Genomic DNA, 26,337 nt, shown 5'->3' with positions numbered 1-26,337 from the left:
TCTTGTTCAACTGCGCCTGCTCTAATCCGCAGGATCTGCAATGCCGGATTTCCAAAACCTGTGGAGCAAGACCTGGAGCCTGAAAATCGACTTGGTCGGCGGCGAGACCGCCATGTTCGTCGATGGCGGTTGACGCCCTGATGGCCAGGCGTATGCAATCCGCGTCCGGCTGGCCGACGGGCGCCGGCCCCGGAGGAATGGCATGAATTCGAACACGCCCTCTGACGAAGCGGCGATGGCCGCCCAGACCCGCCTGGTGCGGTGGTTCGCCCTCGTCCTCGCCGTCGCGGGGTTCGCCACGGCCATGCTCATCGCCGCCCAGTCCGGCGGCTGAGCCCGCCCGGCCTGCGTCGGGCTGTCGCAGCCCGAAGGTCACCGAATGTGTTCGCTGGTGACGGAATGTAAAACATGCCGCCCCATCTTCCTGCAAAGACAACAGGAGAAGCTCAGTATGAGTGGTGCTCTGGAATTGGGTACGGTGGGTCTGATCGCCGCCACGGCATGTCTCGGCGCCTATATCTACGCCTTCATCTGGAAGCCGGTAGGCGGGCGTTGGCTGCAGATCGTCGGGCTGATCTCCACCTTGCTCTCGCTCGTGCTGCTGTCCTTCGACCTGCGGGTGGGAAGCGCGGTGGGCGCGCCCCTGAACCGGGTGGCGGCGGAAGGCTTCCTCGTGATGGCGGCGGTCAGCCAGTCCTTCGCGGCCCTGCGCCGTCGCCGCGGCGAGCGCCGCAGCGGCCGCCCCATCGCCGATATGCGCGAGATCGCGGCCAATCCCTTGAAAGTCTGAGGTCGGTTCAGGCGGTAAGTCCGCAGACCCGGTTGCAGGCGTCCGCCAGCACCGGCCAGGCGATCGGCTTTTCCACCACGGCGGGGGCGCAATGGCCCCGCAGCAGGTCGGCGTTGGCGGTGACGTACACCACCGGAATCGGACCCATCTGCTCGGTGATCGCCTCGACGGCCTCCAGGCCCGTGCCGCCGACGATTCTCAGGTCGGCGGTGATCAGGTCCGGTCGGTGCGCCTGCGCCAGGGCCAGGGCTTCCGTCGGGCTGCAGGCCAGGTCGAAGCTGTCGAACCCCAGCTCCTCGAGGACCCCCTGCACCTCGAAGGCGATCAGGATTTCGTCCTCGATGATCAGAGCGTGGCGAGTCATAAAGGCAGCGCCATTCGAGTCTCCGCCGAACGGATTCAACGAGTCTACTGAATCCCGAAAGCTGAGTTTGCGCTAGTCCTTAATTGCCGGCGCTTAATGCAGAACATTGATCACTCGCGGCTCGGGCGAACCTGGGCGCTGCTCGCCGGGGCGCCGCCACGCGTTGTGTAGTTGCGGTTCCGCTCGGATTCAAACCGGCTTGACCAGCACGATCTTCTTCTTACCCGCGGCCAGCTTGACGACGCCGTCGACGATGTCCGCCGCGGTGATCAGCCGGCCGGCGTCGGCCTCCTGCTTGTCGTTGACCCTGAGGCCCCAGCCCTGCGCCAGCCGCCGGGCCTCGGACCGCGAGGCCGCCAGGCCGGCGTCGACGATTAGGGCGGCCAGCATCACCCCGGCGTCCAGGTCGGCGCGCGGGAACTCGTAGGTCGGCAGGTCGTCCGACAGCCCGCCCTGCTCGAAGGCCACCCTGGCCGCCTCCGCCGCCGTCGCCGCCGCCCCGGCCCCGTGCAGCAGCGTGGCGGCGGCGTTGGCCAGCACCTTCTTGGCCTCGTTGATCTCCGCCCCCTGCAGCGCCTCCAGCCCGGCAATCTCGTCCAGCGGCAGGTCGGTGAACAGCCGCAGGAACCGGCCCACGTCGGCGTCCTCGGTGTTCCGCCAGAACTGCCAGTAGTCGTAAGGGCTGCGCATGTCGGCGTTCAGCCACACCGCCCCGCCCACGGTCTTGCCCATCTTCTGGCCCGAGGCGGTGGAGAGCAGCGGGGTGGTCAGGCCGAACGACGGCCTGGAGTCCACCCGCCGGATCAGCTCCACCCCGTTCAGGATGTTGCCCCACTGGTCCGAGCCGCCCATCTGCAGCACGCAGCCGTAGCGGCGCTCCAGCTCGAGGAAGTCGGTGGCCTGCATCAGCATGTAGTTGAACTCGAGGAAGGTCAGCGGCTGCTCGCGCTCGAGCCGCAGCTTCACGCTTTCGAAGCTCAGCATGCGGTTGACGGTGAAGTGCACCCCGTAGTCACGCAGGAACTGCACGTAGCCGAGCTGGTCCAGCCATTCGGCGTTGTCCACCATGATCGCGTCCGTGGGCCCGTCGCCGAAGGTCAGGAAGCGCGAGAAGGTCGACTTGATGCTGTCGATGTTGGCCTGGATCTGGGCCTCCGAGAGCAGCGGGCGCTGGGTATCCTTGTCGGTCGGGTCGCCGACCTTGGTGGTGCCGCCGCCCATCACCACGATGGGACGGTGGCCGGCCTGCTGCAGCCGGCGCAGCATCATGATCTGGATCAGGTGGCCCACGTGCAGGCTGGGCGCCGTGGCGTCGAAGCCGATATAGGCGGTGAGCACGCCGCCGGTCGCCGCCTCGTCCAGCTCGACGGGGTGGGTGATCTGATGGATGTAGCCGCGCGCCTGCATGGTGCGCAGGAACTCGGACTTGAACGGGGGGTCGGCGGACATGGCGGCCTCTGCGGTGTCGGACGCGGGCTCTAGCACGGGGGCCGTGTCGCGCCCAAGCGGCGGCGACGCGTTCGGGGTGGTCGGAGTCTCGGCGCGGGCCGCGTGGCGGCCCCTCTGCGGCGGCTCGATCCAAGCCCCCGGTTCGAAAGTCCTCGCTTTCGAGCGCCGAAACGCGCGAGTGCTGGTGTGGCAATTCGTCGAGGTTGCAAAATACCCAATATGGCTGATGTCCGGGGTCGTATCGGCGTTATATGTACGGTCAACCATAAAATGAGTGTGCAATTCACAACATCACGGCGTCCGGGGGAAGCAGTTCTTGGCCACAGGAGTGGTTTGATCTAGATAGATAAGCGCGCGTTATCGTTTCGCGCGAGCTCCGCGTGTTGAAAATCAATCAAAGCGTGCTCCAATTCCCTGATTCGCCCCGCGACCTGCAAGTCTGCGACGGAATCCTGAATGTTTCCGAACGGCGGTCGGCGACAGAACTCGCCCGGTGGGTGGCAGCCCGGCCGGCGGCTCGATCGAAAATTACGCCCATCTGGACCAACGGGGCGAAAACCTGGTCGCCAACGCCACTTAGAACGGCTCGGAGAACTGGAGCTCCCAGTCGCAGCAAGGTTCGCCGGACTACCTCTCGAACTCGGCGTCGTACGTCACCCAGGTGGGCGACGGGAACACGGCCATCTCGACGCAAATCGACGGGAACGACCTGTACTCCGACATCAACCAGGCGACGACGGCGCCAAGGCGATGGCCGCTCAGCAAGGCTCCAGCAACGACTCCTACGTGAGCCAGACAGGCGGCCAGCAAATCGCCATCTATCAGAACGGCAGCCGGTGAAGGTGGGCGGGCGAAGATCGTTCGGTCTCGTCCTGCTGTTGACCGCGTCGGGCAGTGTGGCGGCGCAGGACCCGGTTTCCGTCGACCAGGTGGCCGCCGATCGCCCCGCCGGTTCGGCGGTCGAAGCCGCGCAACCGGGGCCGCGCGCCGGACAGAGTGCGCGGGGCGCGCCGGCGATGGTCCCGGCCCCGGTCGCGCAGCTCAGTTCCGAGGGGCCCGCCGTCCGGTCCAGTCCCCAGCTGACCCGGGCGAAACCCAGCGCCGAGGGGCCGCAGCCGCTGTCCAGCCCGGCGCAGGGCCGCACCCCGACGGGCGGCCCGATCGCGGGCCATGACCGGTGCGATCCGCGGTCCCTGGCGAACGAGGGCGCCGCGCAGCACGACTTCTGCTCGAAGATCCTGGAGCAACGCGTCGCGGACTTCGAGCGGACAGCCCTGCCCGAGCCGTTACCGGAAGAGAGGCCGATGCGGTTTCGCTCGTCCGCCCGGGCCGGCGCCGATCCGCGCTTCGGGGCGGGGGGCAGGCCGCCGCCGCCCTCGTTCCGTCCGTCCACTGAGGGCATGCCCATGGTCCCCGACATCCATCCGACCCTCGACCGGGGCCGGCTCGCGGCCGAAACCTCCGAGGAAATTTCGCCGAGCGACGCACGCCCGTAGGACCGCGCCTTTTCCTCCCACGTCCCGCGGAGGACGGGGAGGGACGGGCCTGCAGCGCAGAAGTGTTCCCTCTATGTTCTTGCCGCACGGCGCAGCCTGGGCTATCCTCTCCCGGCTTCCGCTGGGTTCAGGGCTTAGCCCTGCGCCGCCGCCACGAGTCCCTGCGAGGCGTTTACCGGTCAGCACCCCCGGTCAACGCCGGAGGCCAAACCAAACTATTGATTTAATGATCGTTTCACAGAACTGCGGGGTGTTGTCCGCCGCCCCGGAAAAGTATTTACCGCCGAAAGGGTCGGGCTCGGGACCGCCCGTGGCGGGCGCGACTGCGCGCTTACCCCGCCTGCCGTGTCGCCGCCCGGGCGGCGGCCTCCTCCAGCGCCCGGCCGGCGGTCTCGGGGCCTTTCACCTCGGCCACGCCGATGTCGAAGTCGACGACGAAGGGCTGCTTGCTGTCGCCGGCCTCGAAAGCGGTGCAGCCGATCACCGCAGCGATCCGTTCGCCGGCCGCCCGGGCCGCGCCCTGCGGCGTGGCGGGCAGGGCGAGCGCGAACACCTCCGGGGCCAGGCGCGCGGCGGTGTCCTCCACCCGCACCAGCCGGCCGATCATCGAGCCGATCTGCGGGATGGCCCGGTCGAGCCAGCCGCCGGCGCGGGCCTGGATCACCTCCGAGCGGTCCGCCACCCGCAGCACGCAGACCGACAGCGGCCGGTTCCTCACCCGCGACGCATGCGCCAGTCGCCCGAGGTGGGCGGCGAACAGGTCGCGGGTGAACAGGCCCGTGGCGGCGTCCATGATCCCGGAGCTGCGCGCCTTCTCCAGCGCCCGGCGGATCGCGGTCTGGCGCCGGTAGCTGCGGGCCAGCTCGATCACCCGCTTGGCCGTCTCCACCTCCGCCGTCTCCGGCGAGGCCACATCGGTGATCCCCCGGTGGTAGGCCTCCGACATGGTCACGTAGCTCTCCTGCTGCATGTAGAGCAGGGCCGGCGTGTGGTAGAGGCGGGTGTTGCGCCGCATGCCGGCCGCGATGGACAGCGCCTCGGCCGAGCTTTCCCCAGCCCACAGCACCACGGCGTCGAAGGGCCGTTCGTGCAGGTAGTCGAAGGCGGTGTAGGCGGTGAACGCCCCCACCACCTCGGCGCCCGACCGGCCGAGCGCGTTGGACAGCGCCAGGAACTGCGGCGCGGGCTCGCCGATCGCCAGCACCCGGAACAGGCTCACGTCCGGCTCCGGCAGGTCGAGCCTGCGGCCCCGGTCGGCGAAGGTCTCCAGCCGCAGCTCGAATTCCTCTTCCGCCACCGCGTTGCGGACCAGCGACTCCAGCCGCATCACCGCCTGGGCCGGGTGCATCGGCGGCGCCAGCGTCAGGTCGAAGCCGTGCGCCTCCAGCGACGGGTCCGGCTCGCCGATCGCCAGCACCGGCAGGCGCCGCGGGTTGCAGGCCGATTTCAGCCGCTTGGCCAGCCCCAGCCCGTCGTCGCCCATGCTGCGCAGGTCGATGATCGCCGCTTCGATCTGCAGATCACCCAGGGCGGCCACGGCGGCATAGGGGCCGCGGGCGGTGATGGTCCGCCAGCCCAGCCGGTCGAGCCCCTCCGACAGGGGCCCCGCCAGGGCGTCGTCGCGCGCGACGATCAGTACTCGCGCCTGGACGCTGGCGGTCATCTTCGCACTTTCCCTGCGCCGGGCGTGGGGCGCGGCGCTTCGCAATGAGGAATCACAAGCCTTGCAGACTAGACTGCGCCGGCCGCTCTTACACCTCTCCTGGCGCGGCGCCGCAACCCTGCCGCCGCAGCCCGCACGATCGCGGCGCCGTCCCGGGTGACTCCGAAGCTGACGGCGGCGTTCAGCCGCGGTTCAGGCGGCGCCGACCAATCTGGCTCCAGGTTGTTCGCCGTGCTCTCCCGTCCCTCGATACGGCGACCGACTCGATGGACAAGACACGCCCATCGGCGGCGCGCCACCTGAACAACAGGTGGCGCGCCGTTCCGTTTCCGCCTTGCGTCTGCGCCGGGGCCCGTCACAACCTCCCCGCGATGAAGTTCACGGCCGTCCTCGAACGCCTGCGCGCTGTCGATTGGGACCCGCTGCACTGGCTGCGCTGGTGCCTGCGCGTGTCCGGCAAGGCGCTGACCCGGCTCTGGGGCCGCGACGTGATGCTCTACGTGGGCGGTGTGTCGTTCTTCGCCCTACTGGCCGCCTTCCCGGCGCTGGCGATTCTCATCGGCCTCTACGGCCTGTTGTCCGAGCCCGCCCAGGCCGAGCGGCAGGTGGAGCTGCTGGCGCAGATGATGCCGCCCGCCTCCCGGGCGCTCTTCCAGGCCGAGCTCGCGCGCCTGGCCGCCGCGCCCCTGCGCGTCTCCGCCCAGAGCGCGCTCGCCCTGGTCATCGGCGCCTACGCCGCCCACCGGGGGTTCAAGGCGCTGCTGGCCGGCCTCTCCTTCATCCACGACGAGGACCAGCCGCGGGGCTTCGTCGGCTTCAACATCATGGCCCTGGTGGTGCTGATCTGCGCCTTCGCCCTGCTGGCCGGCGTCTCGGCGGTGTTCTTCGGACTGCGCCTGCTGTCGGCCACCTTCCACCTGCGGCCGCTGGCCGGTGTACCCTGGCTGTACAGCGAATGGACCTGGGCCAGCGCCGGGGTGACGCTGGCCATGACCCTCATCTACCGCTTCGCCATGTCGTCGGAGCCGGTCGCCTGGCGGGCCTCGGCGGCGGGGGGAGTCAGCGCGGCCTTCCTCTGCCTGGGCGCCTCCTGGGCCAGCGCCTTCTACGTCGAACAGATCGCCCAACTCGGGGCCACCTACGGCTCCGTGGCCGCCGTGGTCGTGTTCCTGATCTGGCTTTCCTGGAACGTGAACGCCATCTTCCTGGGCGGCGCGCTGGCCACCGAGATCGAGATCGCCATTCACCGCGCCCCGCCGGCCCGGCCGCGGGCGGCGTTCCCGGCCTCGGCTAAGCCGGCTTCGCCACTAGAAAGTTGAGCACCCCCTCCGCCTCGCTGCGGTCGAGCACCTGGGCTCCGGCCTCGGCGGCGAAGTGCGGCACGTCGATCCGCGCCATCGGATCGTCCGCCAGGAGCCGCACGCGCGCGCCCGCCGGCGCCGCCTCCAGCGCCCGGCGCAGCCGCAGCGTCGGCACCGGGCATCGGTGGCCGCGGGCGTCGACCAGGATTTCGGGTTCGGACATCGCGCCCCGTTAGCCCGTTCGCAGCGTCAAAACCATACGCGCCGGCTTCACCTGGGTCGCGATTTGCGAAATGGTCCGCCGTCCGTCCCCATAGTTCAGAGCTGACCCATGAAGACCCGAGCCGCCGTCGCCTTCCAAGCCAGGACGCCGCTGGAGATCGTCGAGCTCGACCTGGAGGGTCCCCGCGCCGGCGAGGTGCTGGTGGAGATCAAGGCCAGCGGCGTCTGCCACACCGACGCCTACACCCTCGACGGCTTCGATTCCGAAGGGATCTTCCCTTCCATACTGGGCCACGAGGGGGCCGGCGTGGTGGTGGAGGTGGGGCCGGGCGTGACCACCGTGACCCCGGGCGACCACGTGATCCCGCTCTACACGCCCGAGTGCCGCCAGTGCAAAAGCTGCCTGTCGCGCAAGACCAACCTCTGCACCGCCATCCGCAGCACCCAGGGGCGGGGCGTGATGCCCGACGGCTCCAGCCGCTTCTCCTACAAGGGGGCGAGCATCGCCCACTACATGGGCTGCTCGACCTTCTCCAACTACACCGTTCTGCCGGAGATCGCGGTGGCGAAGATCCGCAAGGACGCCCCCTTCGACAAGGCCTGCTACATCGGCTGCGGCGTCACCACCGGCGTGGGCGCGGTGACCAACACCGCCCAGGTGGAGCCGGGCGCCGACTGCATCGTCTTCGGCCTCGGCGGCATCGGCCTCAACGTGGTCCAGGGCCTGAGGATGGTGGGCGCCGGCAAGATCATCGGCGTCGACCTCAACCCGGCCCGCGAGGCCTGGGGCGGCCAGTTCGGCATGACCCACTTCGTCAACCCGGCCAAGGTCGAGGGCGACCTCATCGCCCACCTCGTGGCGATGACCGACGGCGGCGCCGATTACACCTTCGACTGCACCGGCAACGTCCAGGTGATGCGCCAGGCGCTGGAGGCCTGCCACCGCGGCTGGGGCGAGAGCATCATCATCGGCGTGGCCGAGGCCGGCCGCGAGATCGCCACGCGGCCCTTCCAGCTGGTCACCGGCCGCGTCTGGCGCGGCACGGCCTTCGGCGGCGCCCGGGGCCGCACCGACGTGCCGAGGATCGTCGACTGGTACATGGAGGGCAAGATCGCCATCGATCCGATGATCACCCACACCATGCCGCTGGAGGAAATCAACCGCGCCTTCGACCTGATGCACGCCGGCGAGAGCATCAGGAGCGTGGTGACCTACTGAGGCGCGGGCGATCCCAGGCCCGGATCAGCCGCCGGTCCGCTGAGCGTCACTGGCCCCTTGACCATCCGTCGCCGCAGGTGGCGTAATTCCGCCAGAGGCGGCGTCGATGTCCGCATCGGACCGCGGCGGCCAGCCCGAAGGCTTGCGCTGCGGATGCCCCAAGACTTCGAGATCCGAGACTTCGAGATCCGAGACTTCGAGATCCGGCGGTCCCCCAGCGCCTTCAACCGCGGGAGGAACGCGTATGCCGCATTCGACGAATGGCTTGGTGAGGACGCTCGCGCTGGTCGGACCGACCGGCGCGGGCAAGACGACCCTGCTGGAATCCATGTTGCTGGCCGTGGGCGCCATCGACCGCCGTCCCGGCGGGGAGAAGCAGGTGGGCGACTCCAGTCCCGAGGCCAGGGTCCGCGGTCACTCCGTGGAGCTGAACCTGGCCAGCTTCGAGTTCATGGGCGAGCGCTACGCCGTCGTCGACTGCCCCGGTTCCGTGGAGTTCGCCGCCGAGGCGGACGCGGCGCTGGCCGCCGTCGACCTCGCCCTGATCGTGGCCGAGCCCGATCCGGGCAAGGCCGCCCTGCTGCAGCCCGTCCTGCAGGACCTGGAGCGCCTGGGCGTGCCGCGGGCCCTGTTCATCAACAAGATGGACCAGGCGCGCGGGCCCATCGACGACCTGCTGGCCGCGCTCGCCCCCGTCAGCGCCAAGCCGCTGGTCGCCCGCCAGCTGCCGATCCTCGAGGGCGAGAAGGTCACCGGCTTCGTAGACCTGGCCCTGGAGCGGGCCTTCGTCTACCGCAACGGCCGGCCCTCGGAGCGGATCGAGCTCACCCCCGACCTTGCCGCCGTCGAGGCCGACGCCCGCTTCCACATGCTGGAGCAACTCGCCGACTTCGACGACGAGCTGATGGAGCAACTGCTCACCGACGTCACCCCCAGCCGCGACCTGGTCTTCGCCGACCTGGTGAGCGAGATGAACCAGGGCCTGATCGTGCCAGTGTTCTTCGGCTCGGCTCAGAACGGCTTCGGCATACGCCGCCTCCTGAAGGCGCTTCGCCACGAGACGCCCACGCCTGAGCACGCCGCCGCCCGCCTGGGCCTGGCCGGTCCCGGCGCCTATGTCATGAAAACGAGCTACGCCGGCCAGGCGGGCAAGCTCGCCTACGCCCGCGTGCTGGGCGCGCGCATGGCCGACGGCGCCGACCTCACCCTGCCCAGCGGCGATCGCGGCCGCGTGGGCGGCCTCTTCGCAGTGCAAGGGAGCGCGTTGAAGAAGATCGCCGCCGCGGAGGCCGGCGACCTGGTGGCCATCGGCAAGCTGGAGCAGGTGGCCGCGGGCGACGTGATCTCCCTCAACGGGCGTCCGGTGGAATCCCGCAGCTTCGCCCCGCGCCGGCCGCCGCTCTACGCCATCGGCGTGGCGGCCACCAACCGCCAGGACGACGTCCGCGTCTCGGGCGCGCTCGCCAAACTGGTGGAGGAAGACCCCGGCCTCGAGCTCGTCCACGATCCGGAGATGGGCCAGGTGCTGTTGGCCGGGCAGGGCGAGGGCCACGTGCGCCTGGCCCTGGACCGGCTGAAGCGCCGCTTCGGAGTCGAGGTGGCCACCGAAAAGCCCCGTACGCCTTACCGCGAGACCATCCAGAAAGGCGTCACCCAGCGTGGCCGGCACAAGAAGCAGACCGGCGGCCACGGCCAGTTCGGCGACGTCACCGTCGAGATCCGGCCGCTCGACCGCGGCTCCGGCTTCACCTTCACGCCGAAGATCGCCGGCGGCGTCGTGCCCAAGCAGTGGATCCCGGCGGTGGAGCAGGGGGCCCGCGACGGGCTGAGCAGAGGCCCGCTCGGCTTTCCCGTGGTGGACCTGGAGGTGACCCTGATCGACGGCAGCCACCACAGCGTCGACTCCTCGGAAATGGCCTTCCGCGCCGCCGGGCGCCTGGCGATCGAGGAGGGCCTGCGCGGCTGCGGCTCAGTGCTGCTGGAGCCGATCGAGAAACTGGTCGTCTTCGCCCCGTCCTCCAGCCTGTCGAACATCACCTCGGCGCTCTCCTCCCGCCGCGGCCAGATCCTGGGCTTCGGCCCCCGCGAGGGCTGGCCGGGCTGGGAGCGCATCGAGGCCTACCTGCCCCAGAGCGAGCGGCATGACCTGATCGCCGAGATCCGCTCGATCACCCAGGGCCTGGGCACCTTCGAGTCCGATTTCGACCACATGGCCGAGCTGACCGGGCGACTGGCCGAAGAGGTCACCCACCGGTCAGCCTGACAGGCTCACCCTCTCGCACCAAGCCGCGGCGAAAATTAAGGGTTCGCCTTAATTTTCGCCGCGGAGCTGCTGACTCCAGCGAATTTCTTCTCTCGGATCAGACTAAGGGTTGAGCTCGAAGACGCTCGCCGTGCGTTAATCTTACCCGAACATAAAAAAGTCCAGATTGAACCGAACTCGAAGCCGCCGACCTCGGTTATGAGGCTCGTGGAGGGGGGCCGGCCCATTGCGCGGTCCCACGGCGGCATGTCGGAATTGAGTTACGTCGGTGAAGTTGCTGGGCGTGCGCCGTCCGGAGCGCGGCGTCGGCGTTCGGTGGACGCCGCCATCCTTGATCTGATGCATGTGCTGATCGTCCTGAGCGTCTGTCTGCTCGTTCTGCCGCTGATGCTGGCCATCGCCCTGGCCATCCACGCCCATGACCGCGGTCCGGTGCTGTTCCGCCATCGTCGGGTCGGCCGGCACGGCCAGCCGTTCTACTGCCTGAAGTTCCGCACCATGGCCGTCGACGCCGAGGCCCGCCTGGCCGACCTCCTGGCCGCCGACCCCGCCGCGCGGGCGGAATGGGCGGCGGACTTCAAGCTGCGCAACGATCCCCGCATCACTCCGATCGGCCGTTTCCTGCGCCGCTCCAGCCTCGACGAGCTGCCGCAGCTGTTCAACCTTATGCGTGGCGAGATGAGCCTGGTGGGCCCGCGGCCAATCGTCGAGGCCGAGGTCCCGCGTTACGGCTGGCGCTACCGGCACTATTGCGCGGTGAAGCCGGGCATCACCGGCCTTTGGCAGGTCAGCGGCCGCAACGACGTCAGCTACCGCACCCGCGTGGCGCTGGACTGCATCTACGCCCGCCACAAGAACCCGCTGCTGGACATCTGGGTGCTCGCCGCCACCCTGCCGGCGGTCCTGGCCAAGCGCGGCTCCTACTAGGGCGGGCGCCAGCCGCTCCGGCGGCTGCACATTCGCGTCACAAGTCCGCCACACGGACTGAACCAAATCCCCCCGACGACAGTTGTGTTGACCGCGGGACCCTTCGGGCGTTCATTGTGCAGTGCAGTAACCCAGGACGTTCAGAATGCAGAGCGTGCAGCAGTTGGCCTATTCTCTCAGCCAAGCGGAAGCCGGCTGGACGTGGCATGTGTACGACGAAAACGGCGATACGGTCGCCAGTGGCGCCGATTCCGACCGGCAGGCGGCTCAGGCGGCCGTCAATGCAACGCTTGACGCCGCAGAGTGATTCTGCAGCGTCCGTTGTTGCGTTGCAATAAATTAATTGTGATCAGCCCGACCTAAGCACAACTTCAAGATGAGTGTCCGCTTGCTGAGCTTCGCGGCTACGCCGCCCTGCGGTGCGCTCCCAGGCTGGCCAATTCGCCGAGGATGCAGTCCATCGCCGCGCTCGGGCGCACGCCGTCCTGCGGCTGCGAGCCCTCCGCCAGGATCAGCGCCAAGCGGTCGCGGGCGCGGCTGACCCGGCTCTTGATGGTGCCGGTGGCGCAGTTGCAGATTTCGCCCACTTCCTCGTAGGAGAACCCGCCCGCGCCGATCAGGATCAGCGCCTCGCGCTGGTCGTCCGGCAGCAGCGCCAGCGCCCGGCGCACCTCGTCCAGCTCCAGGCCGGCGTCAGGATCGCTCACCGCCACCAGGGTCCGCTCCGCCGCTTCCGGGTCGAGCGGGGCGGAGCGCCAGGAGCGGCGCTTCTCGGAATAGAACTGGTTGCGTAGGATCATGAAAGTCCAGGCCTTCAGGTTGGTCCCGATGGCGTAGCTGCCGCGCGCGTTCCAGGCTTTCAGCAGCGCCTCCTGGGCCAGGTCCTCCGCCTCGGCGGGGTTGGCGCACAGCGAGCGCGCGAAGGCGCGCATGTGGGGGATGAGCTGAGTCAGCTCCGCCTTGAACGCCTCGTCCCGTCCGCTTTCCGTCGTCATCGACCAGCCTCTCGCTCGCGTCCCTGCGGACCGTTAACGCGCGAGCGCCGCAATAAGCTCCGCCTTTGAACGACGTGATGATCGCATTCCCTCAAGGCGCCGCCTGTGCTGCAGCGAGGGCGGTCATGTTCACCACTCCCCGCGCGGTCACGTCCGTCGTCAGGATGTGCAGCGGCTTCGCGGCGCCGAGCAACAGCGGCCCCACCTTCAGCGCACCTGTCGCCGCGGCCAGCAGGGTCAGCGCGATGTTGGCGGCGTCCAGGCTGGGCATGATCAACAGGTTCGCCGAACCCGTCAGCACGCTGTCGCGCACCAGCCGCCGGCGCAGCACCTCCTTCAGTGCGGCGTCGGCGTGCATCTCGCCGTCCACCTGCAGCTCCGGCGCCCGCTGGCGCACCAGCCGCAGCGCCTCGCGCATCTTGCGCGCCGTCGGCGAATTGCTGGCTCCGAAGTTGGAGTGGGAGAGCAGGGCGGCCCGGGGCGTCAGGCCGAACCGGCGCACCTCGGCGGCGGCCAGCACGGTCATCTCGGCGATCTGCTCCGGCGTCGGGTCGACGTTCACGTGGGTGTCGGCGATGAACACCACGTCCTCGTCGAGGATCAGGCCGGTGATCGAATAGATCCGCCCCGCGCCCGCCTCCCGCGGCACGATCGGCAGGACGTCGGTCATGTGGCTCCACCAGTCGCCTTCGCCGCCGCAGAGCGCCGCCTCCACCCGGCCAACGGCCAGCAGCAGGGCTGCGGCCACCGACGGCCGCGTGGCGAGGCGCCGGCGCGCGTCCTCCACCGGCACGCCGCGCCGTTCTACCATCGCCTGGTAGCGCGCCACCAGCGGTTCGAAGACGTCGGCGTCCGCCTCGGGGTCCAGCACCTCGATCTTGCCGCCGATGTCGAGCTTCAGTCCCAACGCCTGCGCCTGGGCCTCGATCGCCGCGCGCCGGCCGATCAGCACGGGCGTGGCCAGCCCCTCGGCCACGATGGTCTGCGCCGCCCGCAGCACCCGCGGATCCTCGCCCTGGGCGATCGCCACCCGCCGGCGGCGGCGCCGGGCGATGTCGAACACCGGCCGCATCAGCTGGCCGGAGCGGAACACGAACCGCTCCAGCTCGCTGTAATAGGCCGCGAAGTCGGCGATCGGCCGGCGGGCGACGCCGGAGTCCATGGCCGCCCTGGCCACCGCTGGCGCGATCCGCAGGATCAGCCGCGGGTCGAAGGGCTTGGGGATGATGTACTCGGGCCCGAAGGTCGGCGAGGCTCCGCCATAGGCGGCCGCGGCCACCTCGTTCACTTCCTCGCGCGCCAGGTCGGCCACCGCCTGCACGGCGGCGATCTTCATCGCCTCGTTGATCTCGCAGGCGTCCACGTCCAGGGCGCCGCGGAACACGAAGGGGAAGCACAGCACGTTGTTGACCTGGTTGGGATAGTCGCTGCGGCCGGTGGCGACGATGGCGTCCGGCCGCGCGGATTTGGCCAGCTCCGGCAGGATCTCCGGCTCCGGGTTGGCCAGCGCCAGGATGAACGGGTTGGGCGCCAGCCGGCCCAGCCACTCGGGCTTCAGCACCCTGGGCGCCGAAAGCCCCAGGAACACGTCGGCTCCGTCCAGCACCTCCGGCAGGATCCGCGCGTCGGTGTGGCGCGCATAGCGGGCCAGCTCCGAGCCCGGCACATCCTCGCGGGCGGCGTGCACCACGCCCTTGATGTCGGTCAGCGTCACGTGGTCCGGCGGCAGGCCCATGCTGACCAGGAGGTCGACGCAGGCCATGGCCGCAGCGCCCGCGCCCGAGGTCACCAGCTTGACGTCCTTCAGCGCCTTGCCCTGCAGGCGCAGGCCGTTGAGGATCGCCGCGGCGCAGACGATCGCCGTGCCGTGCTGATCGTCGTGGAACACCGGGATGTTCATCCGCTCGCGCAGCCGCCGCTCGATGACGAAGCACTCCGGCGCCTTGATGTCCTCGAGGTTGATCCCGCCGAAGGTGGGCTCCAGCGCCGCCACCACGTTGCAGAACAGGTCCACGTCATGGGCGTCAACCTCCAGGTCGAAGACGTCGATGCCGGCGAAGGTCTTGAAGAGCGCGGCCTTGCCCTCCATCACCGGCTTGGCGGCCAGCGGCCCGATGTCCCCCAGGCCGAGCACGGCGGTGCCGTTGGTGATCACCGCCACCAGGTTGCCGCGCGTCGTCAGCTCCCGCGCCTGGGCCGGGTCGGCCACGATGGCCTCGCAGGCCGCCGCCACCCCCGGTGAATAGGCCAGCGCTAGGTCGCGCTGCGTCGCCATCGGTTTGGTAGGACGCACGGAGATCTTCCCGGCGCGCGGAATCCGGTGATAGCGCAGCGCCTCGCGGCGAAGGTCTTCGTCCATGTGGGTCGGCCTCCATGAGGTGACGGCGGCGAGCCGTATGCGCCCGCGGCCCGCAATCCTTTTCGCAGACGTCATCCCCGGCTGGAGCGCGCGAGCGCGGAATGCCGGGGATCCATGGACACCGCGTCCGGAGGCTATCTTCTCAGGACGGCGTTCATGGGTCGCCCGGACAAGCCCGGCGAAGACATCCAAATAAGGGGAGATCCGCGGTCACGCGAGCATGGCCGGCCGTGGGTCGCCAGATCCGTGGCCCTATTGCGCCGTCCAGCCGCCGTCGATGCACATGTTGGCGCCGGTGATCTGGCTGGCCGCCTCGCCGCACAGGTAGGCGGCCATCGCCCCCACCTGCTCCGGCGTCACGAACTGCTTGGTGGGCTGGGCGTCCAGCAGCACGTCGTGGATCACCTGCTCCCGCGTCAGCCCGCGCGCCTTCATGGTGTCGGGGATCTGATTCTCCACCAGCGGCGTCCAGACATAGCCCGGGCTGATGCAGTTGACGGTGACGCCGAAGGTGGCGAGTTCCAGCGCCACGGTCTTGGTCAGGCCGGCGATCCCGTGCTTGGCCGAGACATAGGCCGACTTGAACGGCGAGCCGGTCAGGGAATGGGCCGAGGCCGTCGAGATGATCCGCCCCCACTTGCGCGCCTTCATCCCCGGTACAGCCGCGCGCATGGCGTGGAACGCCGAGGACAGGTTGATGGCGATGATCTGGTCCCACTTCTCGACCGGGAACTCCTCGATCGGCGCGACGTGCTGCACGCCGGCGTTGTTCACCAGGATGTCGACCGCGCCGAAGGTCTTCTCCGCCTCGGCGATCATCCCGGCGATCTGGTCGGGCTTGGACATGTCGGCGGCGGAATAGGCGCAGCGGACGCCGAAGTCCTTTTCCAGCCCGGCGCGCTCCTTCTCGATGTCCTCCGGCTTGCCGAAGCCGTTGATCATCACGTTCGCGCCCTCGGCCGCCAGCGACCGGGCGATGGCCAGACCGATGCCGCTGGTCGAACCGGTGACGACGGCGGCCTTGGATTTCAGAGACATGCGCAGGTCCTAGGCTGAAGCGGGGGGAGAGAGCGCCGACGGCGGCTTGGCGGCCTCGTCGCGGCCGGGGTCGAACACGGCGGTGCCGCCGGGGCGGGAGGCGGCCATGTACCGGGCCTGCCGGCGCAGCGAGCGTTTGGCGTCCACCACGCCGGAGGTCCAGTGATCCTGCATGGCGGGCCGGGAGAACTCGTAGTCCTTCGAGCCGCCCTCGTAGACCTTGGAGCGGTAGATCAGCTGCACCACCGTCACCGCCGTCTCCTTCGAGAACGCCCCCAGCATCTGCACGTCCGGGTCGTCGGACAGCGAGGCGGGCAGGGCGCCGATCAGGTTGCGCAGCGCCGACTTCAGCTCGTGGATGCGCATGTTGGTGTCGGTGTTGTGCCGGGTGCGGCTGGAGAAGCGGATTTCCTTCTCTCGCTCGATCGCCTCCGGCAGGCTGCGCGGCAACCGCCCGCGGGCGTTGAACAGGTCCACCTGGTGGATGAGCAGGTCGTCCTGGCGGTCGGCCTCCAGCACGTATTCCAGCGGGGTGTTGGAGACCAGGCCCCCGTCCCAGTACCATTGGCCCTTGATCTCCACCGGCGGCAGGCCGGGCGGCAGGGCGCCCGAGGCCATGATATGCTCCGGCCCGATGGTCTCCCGGACGTTGTCGAAATAGGCGAAGTTGCCGGTGCGGATGTTGACGGCGCCGACGGAGAGCCGCGTCTCGCCGGAGTTGATCCGGTCGAAGTCCACCAGCCGCTCCAGCGTCTGCCGAAGCGGCGTCGTGTCGTAGAAGCTGAGCGCCTCCGGCCCCCCGTCGGCCCGCAGCAGCGGCGAGACCAGCCGGGGCGCGAACATTCCGGGCACGCCGAAGGTCGCCGCCCAGCCGGCGCTGGCCTCGCTGATCATCGCCCGCATCTGTTCGTTGACCGCCACCGGCGTCAGCGTCAGGCCCGAGGAGACCAGCTCCCAGAACTCCCGCAGCCGCGCCACGCGTGACTCCGGGGGATTTCCGGCGATGATCGCGGCGTTGATCGCGCCGATGGAGATGCCCGCCACCCAGTGCGGCTGCACGCCCCCGTCGCTCAGCGCCTCATAGACACCGCCCTGGTAGGCGCCGAGAGCGCCGCCGCCCTGCAACACCAGGACGCGTCTGGGCTGTGAGCCTGTTTCAGCGGTGTCTCGCATGGCCGCTCCATGAGGTGCGGCCGATCATAGCCCGGCGGCCGCGTCGCTGCACTAGCGATATTGCGGTGCACAAGCGAAGACGCCGAAGACGGCTCGCAACCTCAGTGCGGCCGGGGCCGCTCCGTCGGCCGCGCCGTCCAGCGCGGGTCGCTGTCGAACGCTTGGGCCACGCGGGCCGCCGCGGCCGCGATGCGGCCCAATGGCCAGGCGACCGCCTGCGGGTCCGCTTCGGAGCCTTCCGCCGCCGAAGGACGTGCGGCCGTCATCGCGCCGCTGAGCCCGCGCGCCAGTTGCATCTGCTGCAGCGCCAGTGTCTGCGCGCCTTCCCAGGCGTGCAGCCAGGCCCGCATCCACAGGCCCGCCGCCTCCTGGGCGGTGGCGAAGGCCTGGGCGTAGAGGCGATAGGGCGCGAGCGCCGCCTCGACGGGGCGGACGACGGACGGGGAGGGTTCGGCTTCCGGGGGGTTCGGCATGGGCTTGGCCCTTCTTGCCTGAGGCCCGCGAATCATACGCCCCCGGCGCCCCCGGTCAATGCGGCGAGGCCTTCGGCGCACGCACCGCGCTCACCTCCACCTCCAGCAGCGCGCCCGGCGCGGCCAGGGCTGCGACCTGCACGGTGGAGCGCGCCGGCTTGTTGGGCTGGGCCGCCGTGCCGTAGTGCTTCAGGTAGCTTTTCATCATGCCGGCGAAGTCCATCCGCGCCCCGCCGTCGCCGCCCGCCATGTAGATGGTCATGGTGACCACGTCGCCTTCGGACAGGTCGTTGGTCTTCAGGATCGCGGCGATCTTGTCGAACACGCCGGCGGCCTGCGTCTCGGCGTCGCCGGGCTTTTCCGGCGCCTTGGGCAGGTCGGGCAGCACGCCGGAGATGTGGATGGTTTCGTAGCCCGCCGGCACGCTCACCGTCTGGGCGATCGGCGCGGTGGGCGAGGCGAAGGTGCGGATGACCGTCGGCGTCTGCGCCGCGGCGGACCCTGCGGCGGCGAACGTGAGCGCCGCGACGGCGAGGGCGCGTCGGATCATGGGCGTGGTCCTTCCTCTGAGCCCGCTCCGGGCGGGTTGGAAGGCAGCGTAGAGCGCGACAGCCGGAAGTGGAAACCGTCCCCCGGCTACGCGGGTTCGCCGCGCCTCGAACCGGCGCGGATCGACGCCGGTCTCCGCCACCAGCTCCGCCAGCTTGGTGGTGAAGTCCCGCAGGCGCAGCTGCGCCGCCGACAGGTTCACGGCCACCTTCAGGCCCGGCCAGGCGGCGCTGTCGGCGAAGGCCTGGCCGCTGGCGTCCACCTGCGGCTGGTAGACCATCTGCAGGTCGCGGTTGCTCAGCGCCTGGCGCAGGTCCGCCTGCAGGGCGCGGCGCATCCGGACCGCCGCATCCATCTCCGGCTCGAAGAAGGCGTAACGTCCGCGGCCCCCGTCCTTGGCCCGATAGAGCGCCAGGTCGGCCTGGTGCAGATGGTCATGGGGATCGGTCAGGGGATCGCGCACCAGGGTCACCCCGATGCTGGCGCCGATGTACGTTCGGCCCACCGACAGCTCGATCGGCTCGGCCAGGGTGGCGATGATCCGGTCCGCCAGCGCCGCGGCGCTCCCGGGCGTGGCGGACGCCTGGACGATGGCGAACTCGTCGCCGCCCAGCCGGGCCAGCGTGTCCCCCCGCCGGCAGGCGGCCGACAGGATCTTCGCCACCGCCCGGATCAGCTCGTCGCCCGCCGCGTGGCCGAAGGTGTCGTTGATCTCCTTGAACCGGTCGAGATCGACGCAGTGCACGGCGAAGTCCACGCCGGTGCGTCGCAACTGCTCGTGCTCGCGGCCCAGCTTCTCCGCCAGGCTCGTCCGGTTGGGCAGGCCGGTCAGGCTGTCGTGATAGGCCATGTGCGCCGCCCGCGCCTCGCTGGCGATCAGGTTATGCGCCGCCTTGCGTGCCCGGACGTAGAGCGCCCAGGCCAGCGCGCAGAGCGCGCCCACCAGCAGCAGGGTCGAAGGCAAGGCGCGGCGCAGCAATTCCGTGCCCGGCGTAGGCGGTGTCCAGGCGATGCTGGCGATCGGCGAGTTGCGGCCGTTGTTCAGCGCCAGTTCGGCGCGTCCGGCCGCCGCCGGCGGCGCGCCGAACTGGAAGCGGGCGTCCTTCAGCAGGAAGCGATCGGCGATCACCCCCAGGAAGGCCGCGTCGATCCGCAACGCCGACACCACCACCGTCGAGCGCTCGTGCTGCGGCAGGGCGGTCCCGAAGTCCGGCTGCACCAGCATGGCGGTGATCAGGTAGGCGTCGCTGCCCACCCGCCGGTAGCCGGAGGCGAATATCGGGGTCTCGATGGCGTGGCGGCGGGCGATGATCGCCGCGGCCGGCCCGCGCCGGCTTTCCGCGACTCGCGTCTCCGCCACCAGGTCGGAGGCGGCGGCCGCCAGATCGCCGACGCCGGCGATGGGCACGCTGAGCCCGCCGCGCATGGCGTAGATCGTCCGGTCGGCGCGATCGAGGATGAAGGCCGCCTGGAACTTCTCCGTGTCGCTCAGGTAGCGGCCGATGTTAGTCTCAGCCCACGCGTAGTCGAAGCGGTTGTCCAGGTGGACGACGGCGTCGTCCCACAGGGTCACCGACACGCTCCTGCGGGCGATGTCGTCGGCGTAGTTGTCGAGGCCGTTGGCCACGACGGTCCGCTCGCGTATAAAGGCCGACAAGTCCGCCTCGCGAGCCAGATAGATCTGCGCACCGATCAGCAAGCCCAGCGCGGCTGCGACCAGCAACAGGGCCGGCCAGATCAGACCGCGGCGAGTCTTCTGGTCATACATGGTCTGCGTTCCGCCACCCCAACGCTGCGAAACCTACCGGTTTGGGGTGATCAAACCCTGAAGATGACGCGGAAAAACAGAGCCAGATTGTCGCAGTTATTGCAGATTACGTGTCAGGGGCCGGGCGATCAGAACCGGCTGCGCCCGGCCCGCACCCGCTCCGGCGGCGCCTGCAGGATGGTGGTGACCGCGGCGATCTCGGCGCGTGAGACCACCAGCAGCCCGTCGCCCGCCTCGACGCGCACCGTGGGCTCGGGCCGGGTGATGGTGTCGCCCTCACGCCGGTCGACCTGCACCACGTAGAAGGCGCCGCGCGCCCGCTGCTCCAGGTCTCCGATCGTGTCGCCCACCGCGCGCGACCCCGCCGGCACGGTGACCATCTCCAGATAGAGCCCCAGGTTCCGCAGGGTCTTTTCGAAGTCGATCATTCGCTCCGACCCGCGCAGGAACCGGGCCGTCTCCGGGTGCAGGATCATCTCGGCGATCCGCTCGGCGCCGATGTGGGTGGGCAGCACCACCTTGTTCGCCCCCGCGTAGATGAGCTTGCTCTCGGTGGAGGGCTGCTCGCCGCGGGCGATGATCTGCAGCTCGCGGTTCAGGCTGCGGGCGGTGAGCGTGATGAACACATTGGCCGCATCGTCGGGCAGCACGGTGGCCAGAACCCGGGCGCGCGCTACGCCCGCGGCCCGCAGCGCCGCCTCGTCCGCGGCGTCCGCCTGCAGGCAGAGATAGCCCAGCGACCGGGCTTCGGCGATCCGAGCCTCGCTGCGGTCCATCACCACGAAGCGGCCGGCCGCGCCTCTCAGGTCGGCGGCCAGCATCACCCCGATGCGGCCGAAGCCGCAGATGATCACATGGTCCTTCAGGCGGTCGATTTCGGTGTTCACACGCTTGGAGCCCATGATCTGGCTGATCTGCGCTATGGTGAAGACCTGCACCAGGGCGCCGGTCAAGATGATCATGCCCGTGCAACCGAAAGCGATCACCGCGATGGTGAGCGCGTGCAGCGCCGGCGTATCGATCGGCCGCACTTCCTCGTAGCCCACCGAATAGACGGTCAGGATCACCATGTAGACGGCGTCGGCGAAGCTCCAGCCGGCCGCCATATAGCCGCCGGTGGTCACTACGATCAGCGCCAGCATGAAGGCGACCACGGCCGCCAGGTTCCTGAGCGGGGAGTCCAGTAACCCTGGGACGGTGCGTTTCATCAGCCGGTGCGGATCATCGCCCGGAGGCTGTCCCACCCCGCGGCCGGCGCCTAGGCGCGCCGCGCCGAATATAGTCCAGGCGCCTGATTTTACGGCAAAGCTTCGGCTGGCGGCCTCACGCCGCCGGAAGATCTCCGCTGGCGTCGAAGTCCGCGCCGTCCGCGTCGGTCTCGATCAGGGTGATGGGGACTTCGAAGCCGCTCGCCATCCGCAGGACGGCGGTCCCGGCGTTCGCGGCCATGAGGGGTCCCAGCGGCCTTCATCCACATCGCCGCCGTCATGCTCTGGCTGCGCTGAATGTCGATTCGTCCTAGTCGAGAAGCTGGTCGATAAGCCTGACGCGCCCCGGTAGCGGCGCCTCCGCTGTTGCACATCCGTTAAATCGCTGCCGTGTTTACCCTTCGTTGCAGCTCGCTATTCGCCGCTTCCAGCGGCGCGGCATCGCGCGCCGGGCGCTGAGCTAAATAACGGCTAAGTGGCTGTATTTATTGGCGGATGGGGTGGGATTCGAACCCACGGACGGTCGCCCGTCGCTGGTTTTCAAGACCAGTGCCTTAAACCGCTCGGCCACCCATCCCCACAAGCTTTCAAGATCGCTGCCTTAAACCACTCGGCCACCCGTCCTGCATGCAGACCGCGGTGCTGTATCCGGGTTCGCCCTGCGGTGCCAAGGGCGGGCGGCGCAGGGCCTTGCCGGGGCCTACTTCCGGCGCGGATCGTCGGCGGGATCGATGTAGGTGATCTCAAACGGACCCTCGGCCGCGATCTGCACCACCGCGCCGTCCTTGGTCATCGCGAAATGGTGCATCTTGGCCTTGGCCACGATGGCCCCGCCGGCGGCGAGCTTTTCGCCCTTGGCCGGGTCGAGCTTGTCGCCCATGCCCAGGGTCAGGTCGCCGGAGAGCAAGGTGACGTTCTCGTCGGTGGGGTGCCAGTGGGGTGGGATCCTGTAGCCGGCCGGCATCTTCGCCTTGATGACGAACGGCCCAGGCTTGGTCGGGTCGCCGGAGACCACCGTCGCCTGGCTGCCCGGCGGCAGTCCGGGCGGGCCGGGGCCCCAGGCCTCGCCGCCGGCGGCATGGGCGAAGACGGGTGAAGCGAGGGCGACGAGGCCGCTCGCAAGGGCGATGGCTTTCAGCATGGCGTTCCTCCAGTCTAAGGGCAATTTTAGCATACGCACCCGCATTCGTCGCCACCGCCGGTGGTCGCACGCCATCGCTGGCGGGCGATCAACGCCAGGCGCAGCCTCGCCTCCTGCTCGCTAAGCGTGCAGTCTGCATGCAAATCCAATGATGAAGCATGCGTGCCGTTCCTGCTGATCGACCTATGGTGGAGTCCGTCGCCGGCCGTGCTAGCGTCGATCCACAGCATGTGCGGAGCCGTCCATGACGCCGGATCGGATCGTTTCAATCGTCAAGGACACACCGCACACGCCCCCGCGGAGAGGCCGCCAGCTCTACGACTTCATCCTGCAGACCCCAGCCCCCCGCTGCCTGGAACTGGGGTTCGCCCACGGGGTGGGGACGGTCTGGATGGCCGGCGCCGCCGAAGAACTGAACGGCAAGGTAATCGGCGTCGATATCCTGAGCGCCAAGGAGCGGCTTCCCGCCGCGGCGCAACTCGTCGCGGAGGCCGGACTCGACCGGTTCGTCGAGTTGCACTTCGACCCGATCTCCTACACTTGGCACCTGCAACGGAACCTCGACGACTACGCCGCGGAACCGTTCGACTTCATCTTCATCGACGGGGCGCACACCTGGGATGCTGACGGATTCACCTTCTTCCTGTGCGAGAAGGTGTTGAAGCCTGGCGGCTGGATCCTGTTCGACGACCTCGACTGGAACTATCGCGGCAGCGCCGCCGCCATGTCGAACCCGCAGGTCCAGGCCCTGACCGACGAGGAAAAGGATCTCCAGCAGGTCCGGGCAGTCTGGGAGAAGCTCGTCCTGCCGCATCCCGCATTCGGGAATTTCACCGAAGACGACGGCTGGGGCTGGGCCCAGAAGTCGCTTTCCGCCGACGCGCCGAAGGTGTTCAGGGTGACGCATACCCAGCGCCTGTCGATTGCGGACCGCGTGGTTCGCAAGCTCAAGGCCACGTTCTGACCTGAGACTGGGGCTCGCGAGGCTTGCAACCCGACGCGAGCCATACGCCCAGGCGGGCGGGAAGGCGCAAACCGTCGCACCCGTTAACCAAGCCGCTTAACGCACGGTCAAACCTCCTTGCCCAGGATTAACCGTGACGCCGCGCCCGCGGATCGTGTTGCCGAGAGGAAAATCCCCGCATGTCCGCCGCCCGAGCCCCGGTCCGTAACCTTACCGCGCTGCTGCTGGCGGGCGTGGCGCTGTCGGCCTGCGCCACCGTGCACCCGACGCTCTCCAACCGCCTGCCGACCGGAGCCGCTGGCCAGGCGAGCCAGGGGACCCAGCCCGCCGGCAAAGGCGGGGTCTACAAGGTGGGCAATCCCTACCAGGTGGGCGGCATCTGGTACGTGCCGAAGGAGGACCCGGCCTACGACCACACCGGCGTCGCCTCCTGGTACGGCGACGAGTTCCACATGAAGGCCACCGCCAACGGCGAGACCTTCGACATGCACGCCATCTCGGCGGCGCACACCACCTTGCCCATGCCCTCGCTGGTGGAGGTGACCAACCTGGACAACGGCCGTAAGCTGGTGGTGCGCGTCAACGACCGCGGGCCGTTCGTGGGCGACCGGATCATCGACCTGAGCCGCGAGGCCGCCCGCCAGCTGGGCTACGACCAGAAGGGCCTGGCCAACGTGCGCGTGCGCTACCTGGGTTCGGCCCCGCTGGGGGTGGGCGAGGGGACCCGCTACGCCGCGGCCGGCCCGGCCCGGCCCGTCGCCCCGCAGGCTGCGGTTCCCGCGCCGATCGCCGTGGTCGCCGCCCGTCCGCTGGCCCCGCCCGCGCCCGTCGGCGCCCAATCCCTGCCGCCGGCCGCAGCCGCGCCGGCCCGCTATGAGACGTCGAGCGCCTCCGTATACGGCCGGACCGGCGAGACCTACGCGCCCACCGCCATGCCCGGCTACGCGCCGCCCGTCCAGCCGGCCTACAGGCCGACCTATAGCGCCCAGGCCGACAGCCCGGCCGGCCGTCCCGCGCCGGCGGGCGGCGCCTACCGGGTGCAGGCCGGCGCCTATTCGAATCCCGACGCCGCCCAGCGGGTGGCGAGCCAGCTGGCCTCCGCCGGCCCGGCCACGGTGGAGCCTGTTTCCCGCGAGGACGGCGCCACCCTCTACCGGGTGATGCTGCAGGCCTCCAACGACGAGGCCGAGGCCTGGGCCCTGCGCGACCGCGTCGCGGCCTCCGGCTACGCCGACGCCCGGGTGATCCGCCCGTTCTGAGCCCCGCCGATCCAAACGAACGTCCTCACCGGCCTTGCGTCGGATCTGACCCCGGTCTGGACATCGGCGCGCGACCGGCCATCTTGGGCCCGTGGCGCAGGGCAGGTTCATCACGTTCGAAGGCGGGGAGGGGGCCGGCAAGTCCACCCAGCTCCGCAGGCTGGCCGCCCGCCTGGCCGGGACCCGCGACGTGGTGGCCACCCGCGAGCCCGGCGGCTCCCCGGGCGCGGAGAGCATCCGCGACCTGCTGGTCCGCGGCGAGGCCGACCGCTGGTCGCCGGTCACCGAGACGCTGCTGATGTACGCCGCCCGCCGCGACCACGTGGAGCGGGTGATCGTCCCGGCGCTGGCCCGCGGCGCCTGGGTGGTCTGCGACCGCTTCGCCGATTCCACGCGCGCCTACCAGGGCGCCGCCGGCGGCGCAGATCCGGCCCTGATCGCCGCCCTCGAGGCCCAGGTGCTGGGACCTGTGCGCCCCGACCTCACCCTGATCCTCGACCTGCCGGTGGAAGACGGCCTGGCCCGCGCCGGCGGCCGCGGCGACGCTGAGACCCGCTTCGAGTCCAAGGGCCAGGCCTTCCACGCCCGCTTGCGCCAGGCCTTCCTGGACATCGCCCGCGCCGAGCCCAAGCGCTGCACGGTCATCGACGCCACCCTGCCGCCGGACGCGGTGGAGGCGGCGATCTGGGCGGTGGTCGCGGCCCGGCTGGCGGCCGATGGCTGACCCCGTCCCGCACCCCCGCGAGGTCTTCGGACTTCAGGGCCACGAGGACCAGGAGGCGGCCTTCGAGTCGGCCCGCGGCCGCGGTCGCCTGCACCACGCCTGGTTGTTCACGGGCCTGGAGGGGGTCGGCAAGGCGACCTTCGCCTACCGCGCCGCCCGCCGGCTGCTGGGCGCGCCGGCCGATCCGGCCCACGGCGTCCTGGGTTCGGACCCCGCCCACCCGGTCAGCCGCCAGGTGACGGCCCGCTCGCACCCCGACCTGCTGGTGCTGGAGCGGGTCGGCGAGGACGGCAAGCCGCGCAAGGTCATCCCCGTCGACGAGGCCCGCCGCCTGGGCGAGTTCTTCTCCAAGTCGCCGGCCAGCTCCCCGCACCGGGTGGCCATCGTCGACGCCGCCGACGACCTCAACGTCAACGCCGCCAACGCCCTGCTGAAGACCCTGGAGGAGCCGCCGCCCCGCGGCGTCCTGCTGGTGGTCTCCCATTCGCCGGGCCGGCTGCTGGCCACCATCCGCTCCCGCTGCCGCCGGCTGGCCTTCCGTCCCCTCGACCTGGAGGGCGCGGCGGCTTTCCTGCAGGCCCGCCTGGAGGTAAACGACGAGGAGGCGCTGCGCCTGTCGCGCATGTCCGGCGGCGCGCTGGGCCGGGCCTTCACCCTGGCCGCCGCCGGCGCCCTGGAACTGGACGACGCCGCCCGCGACATCCTCCAGGCGCTGCCGCAGGTGGACGAGAGCCTGGCGCTGGCGCTGGCCGACCGGTTCCGCGGCGGGGAGGGGGCCCTGCAGTTCGGCCTGCTGTTCGAGCGACTGGCCGAGCGGGTCTACGGCTTCGCCGTCACCCGCGCCGCCGAGGGCCAGGGCCGGCTTGATCGCTGGGCCCAGGCGTGGGAGACGCTGACCCGCCTGCCGCGCGAGGCCGAGGGGCTCAATCTCGACCGCGCCGACGCCCTGTACACCGCCCTGTCCGAGCTGCGCGAGGCGGCCCGCGCCTGAG

26 protein-coding genes and 1 tRNA gene are annotated in these 26,337 nt (G+C 70.0%); 12 read left to right on the top strand and 15 right to left on the bottom strand.

What is annotated here, in order from left to right:
• The first annotated feature begins 202 nt into the window (after nucleotides 1-202).
• Both VGL30_RS04260 and VGL30_RS04255 read left to right on the top strand, forming a co-directional pair.
• Nucleotides 203-334 (top strand): hypothetical protein, encoded by a 132-nt coding sequence (locus tag VGL30_RS04260; protein ID WP_331537119.1) that lies wholly within the window; start codon nucleotides 203-205, stop codon nucleotides 332-334.
• Between the two features lie 117 nt (nucleotides 335-451).
• Complete coding sequence (locus VGL30_RS04255) at nucleotides 452-790, top strand: hypothetical protein (RefSeq protein WP_331537117.1); 339 nt, start codon at nucleotides 452-454, stop codon at nucleotides 788-790.
• A 7-nt stretch (nucleotides 791-797) separates the two neighbouring features.
• On the opposite strand, the gene VGL30_RS04250 is transcribed toward VGL30_RS04255, so the two are convergent.
• The 3 genes from VGL30_RS04250 to VGL30_RS04240 all read right to left on the bottom strand — a co-directional run bounded on the left by VGL30_RS04250 (nucleotide 798) and on the right by VGL30_RS04240 (nucleotide 3,368).
• Entirely contained in the window at nucleotides 798-1,154 is a 357-nt protein-coding gene (locus VGL30_RS04250) for a response regulator (RefSeq protein WP_331537114.1), read from the bottom strand.
• A gap of 189 nt (nucleotides 1,155-1,343) precedes the next feature.
• Entirely contained in the window at nucleotides 1,344-2,603 is a 1,260-nt protein-coding gene (gene tyrS / locus VGL30_RS04245) for a tyrosine--tRNA ligase (protein ID WP_331537112.1), read from the bottom strand.
• Between the two features lie 627 nt (nucleotides 2,604-3,230).
• Nucleotides 3,231-3,368, bottom strand: coding sequence for a hypothetical protein (locus tag VGL30_RS04240; protein WP_331537110.1), 138 nt, complete (start codon nucleotides 3,366-3,368; stop codon nucleotides 3,231-3,233).
• A gap of 71 nt (nucleotides 3,369-3,439) precedes the next feature.
• Between VGL30_RS04240 and VGL30_RS04235 the strand changes: the two genes are divergently transcribed.
• The gene (locus VGL30_RS04235) at nucleotides 3,440-4,099 is read left to right on the top strand and encodes a hypothetical protein (protein ID WP_331537108.1); all 660 of its coding nucleotides are present in this window, start codon (nucleotides 3,440-3,442) and stop codon (nucleotides 4,097-4,099) included.
• Nucleotides 4,100-4,430: 331 nt separating this feature from the next.
• On the opposite strand, the gene VGL30_RS04230 is transcribed toward VGL30_RS04235, so the two are convergent.
• A complete protein-coding gene (locus VGL30_RS04230; protein ID WP_331537106.1) occupies nucleotides 4,431-5,762 on the bottom strand; it encodes a diguanylate cyclase domain-containing protein in 1,332 nt (443 codons plus the stop codon).
• 371 nt (nucleotides 5,763-6,133) lie between these two features.
• Here VGL30_RS04230 and VGL30_RS04225 point away from each other — a divergent pair, with 371 nt between their 5' ends.
• Nucleotides 6,134-7,081 carry a YihY/virulence factor BrkB family protein gene (locus tag VGL30_RS04225; protein ID WP_331537104.1) on the top strand — a complete coding sequence of 316 codons (948 nt, stop codon included), beginning with the start codon at nucleotides 6,134-6,136 and terminating at the stop codon, nucleotides 7,079-7,081.
• On the opposite strand, the gene VGL30_RS04220 is transcribed toward VGL30_RS04225, so the two are convergent.
• On the bottom strand, nucleotides 7,053-7,286 hold the full coding sequence (locus tag VGL30_RS04220) for a sulfurtransferase TusA family protein (protein WP_331537102.1): 234 nt from the start codon (nucleotides 7,284-7,286) through the stop codon (nucleotides 7,053-7,055). The genes VGL30_RS04225 and VGL30_RS04220 overlap by 29 nt on opposite strands.
• Nucleotides 7,287-7,394: 108 nt before the next feature.
• Between VGL30_RS04220 and VGL30_RS04215 the strand changes: the two genes are divergently transcribed.
• The 4 genes from VGL30_RS04215 (at nucleotide 7,395) to VGL30_RS04200 (ending at nucleotide 12,001) form a co-directional block, all read left to right on the top strand.
• Complete coding sequence (locus VGL30_RS04215; protein WP_331537100.1) at nucleotides 7,395-8,504, top strand: S-(hydroxymethyl)glutathione dehydrogenase/class III alcohol dehydrogenase; 1,110 nt, start codon at nucleotides 7,395-7,397, stop codon at nucleotides 8,502-8,504.
• A 268-nt stretch (nucleotides 8,505-8,772) separates the two neighbouring features.
• Nucleotides 8,773-10,767: an elongation factor G gene (locus tag VGL30_RS04210; RefSeq protein ID WP_331537098.1), complete on the top strand. Its 1,995-nt coding sequence runs from the start codon at nucleotides 8,773-8,775 to the stop codon at nucleotides 10,765-10,767.
• A 315-nt stretch (nucleotides 10,768-11,082) separates the two neighbouring features.
• Nucleotides 11,083-11,694, top strand: a complete 612-nt coding sequence (locus VGL30_RS04205) for a sugar transferase (protein WP_331537096.1) — start codon at nucleotides 11,083-11,085, stop codon at nucleotides 11,692-11,694.
• 145 nt (nucleotides 11,695-11,839) lie between these two features.
• Nucleotides 11,840-12,001 carry a hypothetical protein gene (locus tag VGL30_RS04200; RefSeq protein ID WP_331537094.1) on the top strand — a complete coding sequence of 54 codons (162 nt, stop codon included), beginning with the start codon at nucleotides 11,840-11,842 and terminating at the stop codon, nucleotides 11,999-12,001.
• A gap of 97 nt (nucleotides 12,002-12,098) precedes the next feature.
• Here the strand turns inward: VGL30_RS04200 and VGL30_RS04195 are convergent, their stop codons facing one another.
• From VGL30_RS04195 to VGL30_RS04150, 10 genes are all read right to left on the bottom strand, one after another.
• The gene (locus tag VGL30_RS04195; RefSeq protein ID WP_331537092.1) at nucleotides 12,099-12,689 is read right to left on the bottom strand and encodes a sigma-70 family RNA polymerase sigma factor; all 591 of its coding nucleotides are present in this window, start codon (nucleotides 12,687-12,689) and stop codon (nucleotides 12,099-12,101) included.
• Nucleotides 12,690-12,780: 91 nt separating this feature from the next.
• Nucleotides 12,781-15,048, bottom strand: a complete 2,268-nt coding sequence (locus VGL30_RS04190) for an NADP-dependent malic enzyme (RefSeq protein ID WP_331537090.1) — start codon at nucleotides 15,046-15,048, stop codon at nucleotides 12,781-12,783.
• Between the two features lie 252 nt (nucleotides 15,049-15,300).
• Entirely contained in the window at nucleotides 15,301-16,086 is a 786-nt protein-coding gene (locus VGL30_RS04185) for a 3-hydroxybutyrate dehydrogenase (protein ID WP_331537088.1), read from the bottom strand.
• Between the two features lie 9 nt (nucleotides 16,087-16,095).
• Nucleotides 16,096-17,259 (bottom strand): patatin-like phospholipase family protein, encoded by a 1,164-nt coding sequence (locus VGL30_RS04180; RefSeq protein WP_331537086.1) that lies wholly within the window; start codon nucleotides 17,257-17,259, stop codon nucleotides 16,096-16,098.
• Between the two features lie 101 nt (nucleotides 17,260-17,360).
• On the bottom strand, nucleotides 17,361-17,732 hold the full coding sequence (locus VGL30_RS04175) for a hypothetical protein (RefSeq protein ID WP_331537084.1): 372 nt from the start codon (nucleotides 17,730-17,732) through the stop codon (nucleotides 17,361-17,363).
• Nucleotides 17,733-17,787: 55 nt separating this feature from the next.
• On the bottom strand, nucleotides 17,788-20,049 hold the full coding sequence (locus VGL30_RS04170; protein ID WP_331537082.1) for a diguanylate cyclase domain-containing protein: 2,262 nt from the start codon (nucleotides 20,047-20,049) through the stop codon (nucleotides 17,788-17,790).
• Nucleotides 20,050-20,177: 128 nt separating this feature from the next.
• A complete protein-coding gene (locus tag VGL30_RS04165; RefSeq protein WP_331537080.1) occupies nucleotides 20,178-21,257 on the bottom strand; it encodes a potassium channel family protein in 1,080 nt (359 codons plus the stop codon).
• A 115-nt stretch (nucleotides 21,258-21,372) separates the two neighbouring features.
• On the bottom strand, nucleotides 21,373-21,498 hold the full coding sequence (locus VGL30_RS04160; RefSeq protein WP_331537078.1) for a hypothetical protein: 126 nt from the start codon (nucleotides 21,496-21,498) through the stop codon (nucleotides 21,373-21,375).
• A 248-nt stretch (nucleotides 21,499-21,746) separates the two neighbouring features.
• Nucleotides 21,747-21,834, bottom strand: a tRNA-Ser gene (locus VGL30_RS04155).
• 123 nt (nucleotides 21,835-21,957) lie between these two features.
• Nucleotides 21,958-22,398 carry a cupin domain-containing protein gene (locus tag VGL30_RS04150; RefSeq protein WP_331537076.1) on the bottom strand — a complete coding sequence of 147 codons (441 nt, stop codon included), beginning with the start codon at nucleotides 22,396-22,398 and terminating at the stop codon, nucleotides 21,958-21,960.
• Nucleotides 22,399-22,642: 244 nt separating this feature from the next.
• On the opposite strand from VGL30_RS04150, the gene VGL30_RS04145 reads away from it, so the two are divergent.
• The 4 genes from VGL30_RS04145 (at nucleotide 22,643) to VGL30_RS04130 (ending at nucleotide 26,336) form a co-directional block, all read left to right on the top strand.
• Nucleotides 22,643-23,362: a class I SAM-dependent methyltransferase gene (locus VGL30_RS04145; RefSeq protein WP_331537074.1), complete on the top strand. Its 720-nt coding sequence runs from the start codon at nucleotides 22,643-22,645 to the stop codon at nucleotides 23,360-23,362.
• 179 nt (nucleotides 23,363-23,541) lie between these two features.
• Nucleotides 23,542-24,621, top strand: a complete 1,080-nt coding sequence (locus VGL30_RS04140; protein ID WP_331537072.1) for a septal ring lytic transglycosylase RlpA family protein — start codon at nucleotides 23,542-23,544, stop codon at nucleotides 24,619-24,621.
• Nucleotides 24,622-24,712: 91 nt separating this feature from the next.
• The gene (gene tmk / locus VGL30_RS04135; RefSeq protein ID WP_331537070.1) at nucleotides 24,713-25,345 is read left to right on the top strand and encodes a dTMP kinase; all 633 of its coding nucleotides are present in this window, start codon (nucleotides 24,713-24,715) and stop codon (nucleotides 25,343-25,345) included.
• Nucleotides 25,338-26,336 (top strand): DNA polymerase III subunit delta', encoded by a 999-nt coding sequence (locus tag VGL30_RS04130; protein ID WP_331537068.1) that lies wholly within the window; start codon nucleotides 25,338-25,340, stop codon nucleotides 26,334-26,336. The genes tmk and VGL30_RS04130 overlap by 8 nt, the downstream gene beginning before the upstream one ends.
• Nucleotide 26,337: the final 1 nt, after the last annotated feature.

It is taken from the genome of Phenylobacterium sp., from assembly GCF_036502675.1.
Taxonomy (GTDB): domain Bacteria; phylum Pseudomonadota; class Alphaproteobacteria; order Caulobacterales; family Caulobacteraceae; genus Phenylobacterium.
The sequence above is the reverse complement of the archived record's forward strand: the minus strand, read 5'-3'. Positions and strand labels throughout refer to the sequence as shown.

Bases quoted from the DNA above. Each gene is read 5' to 3' on its own strand.
- VGL30_RS04260 (WP_331537119.1), top strand. From the start codon at position 203: ATGAATTCGAACACGCCCTCTGACGAAGCGGCGATGGCCGCCCAGACC.
- VGL30_RS04255 (WP_331537117.1), top strand. From the start codon at position 452: ATGAGTGGTGCTCTGGAATTGGGTACGGTGGGTCTGATCGCCGCCACG.
- VGL30_RS04250 (WP_331537114.1), bottom strand. From the start codon at position 1,154: ATGACTCGCCACGCTCTGATCATCGAGGACGAAATCCTGATCGCCTTC.
- tyrS (WP_331537112.1), bottom strand. From the start codon at position 2,603: ATGTCCGCCGACCCCCCGTTCAAGTCCGAGTTCCTGCGCACCATGCAG.
- VGL30_RS04230 (WP_331537106.1), bottom strand. From the start codon at position 5,762: ATGACCGCCAGCGTCCAGGCGCGAGTACTGATCGTCGCGCGCGACGAC.
- VGL30_RS04225 (WP_331537104.1), top strand. From the start codon at position 6,134: ATGAAGTTCACGGCCGTCCTCGAACGCCTGCGCGCTGTCGATTGGGAC.
- VGL30_RS04220 (WP_331537102.1), bottom strand. From the start codon at position 7,286: ATGTCCGAACCCGAAATCCTGGTCGACGCCCGCGGCCACCGATGCCCG.
- VGL30_RS04215 (WP_331537100.1), top strand. From the start codon at position 7,395: ATGAAGACCCGAGCCGCCGTCGCCTTCCAAGCCAGGACGCCGCTGGAG.
- VGL30_RS04200 (WP_331537094.1), top strand. From the start codon at position 11,840: ATGCAGAGCGTGCAGCAGTTGGCCTATTCTCTCAGCCAAGCGGAAGCC.
- VGL30_RS04195 (WP_331537092.1), bottom strand. From the start codon at position 12,689: ATGACGACGGAAAGCGGACGGGACGAGGCGTTCAAGGCGGAGCTGACT.
- VGL30_RS04190 (WP_331537090.1), bottom strand. From the start codon at position 15,048: ATGGACGAAGACCTTCGCCGCGAGGCGCTGCGCTATCACCGGATTCCG.
- VGL30_RS04185 (WP_331537088.1), bottom strand. From the start codon at position 16,086: ATGTCTCTGAAATCCAAGGCCGCCGTCGTCACCGGTTCGACCAGCGGC.
- VGL30_RS04180 (WP_331537086.1), bottom strand. From the start codon at position 17,259: ATGCGAGACACCGCTGAAACAGGCTCACAGCCCAGACGCGTCCTGGTG.
- VGL30_RS04175 (WP_331537084.1), bottom strand. From the start codon at position 17,732: ATGCCGAACCCCCCGGAAGCCGAACCCTCCCCGTCCGTCGTCCGCCCC.
- VGL30_RS04170 (WP_331537082.1), bottom strand. From the start codon at position 20,049: ATGTATGACCAGAAGACTCGCCGCGGTCTGATCTGGCCGGCCCTGTTG.
- VGL30_RS04165 (WP_331537080.1), bottom strand. From the start codon at position 21,257: ATGAAACGCACCGTCCCAGGGTTACTGGACTCCCCGCTCAGGAACCTG.
- VGL30_RS04160 (WP_331537078.1), bottom strand. From the start codon at position 21,498: ATGGCCGCGAACGCCGGGACCGCCGTCCTGCGGATGGCGAGCGGCTTC.
- VGL30_RS04150 (WP_331537076.1), bottom strand. From the start codon at position 22,398: ATGCTGAAAGCCATCGCCCTTGCGAGCGGCCTCGTCGCCCTCGCTTCA.
- VGL30_RS04145 (WP_331537074.1), top strand. From the start codon at position 22,643: ATGACGCCGGATCGGATCGTTTCAATCGTCAAGGACACACCGCACACG.
- VGL30_RS04140 (WP_331537072.1), top strand. From the start codon at position 23,542: ATGTCCGCCGCCCGAGCCCCGGTCCGTAACCTTACCGCGCTGCTGCTG.
- VGL30_RS04130 (WP_331537068.1), top strand. From the start codon at position 25,338: ATGGCTGACCCCGTCCCGCACCCCCGCGAGGTCTTCGGACTTCAGGGC.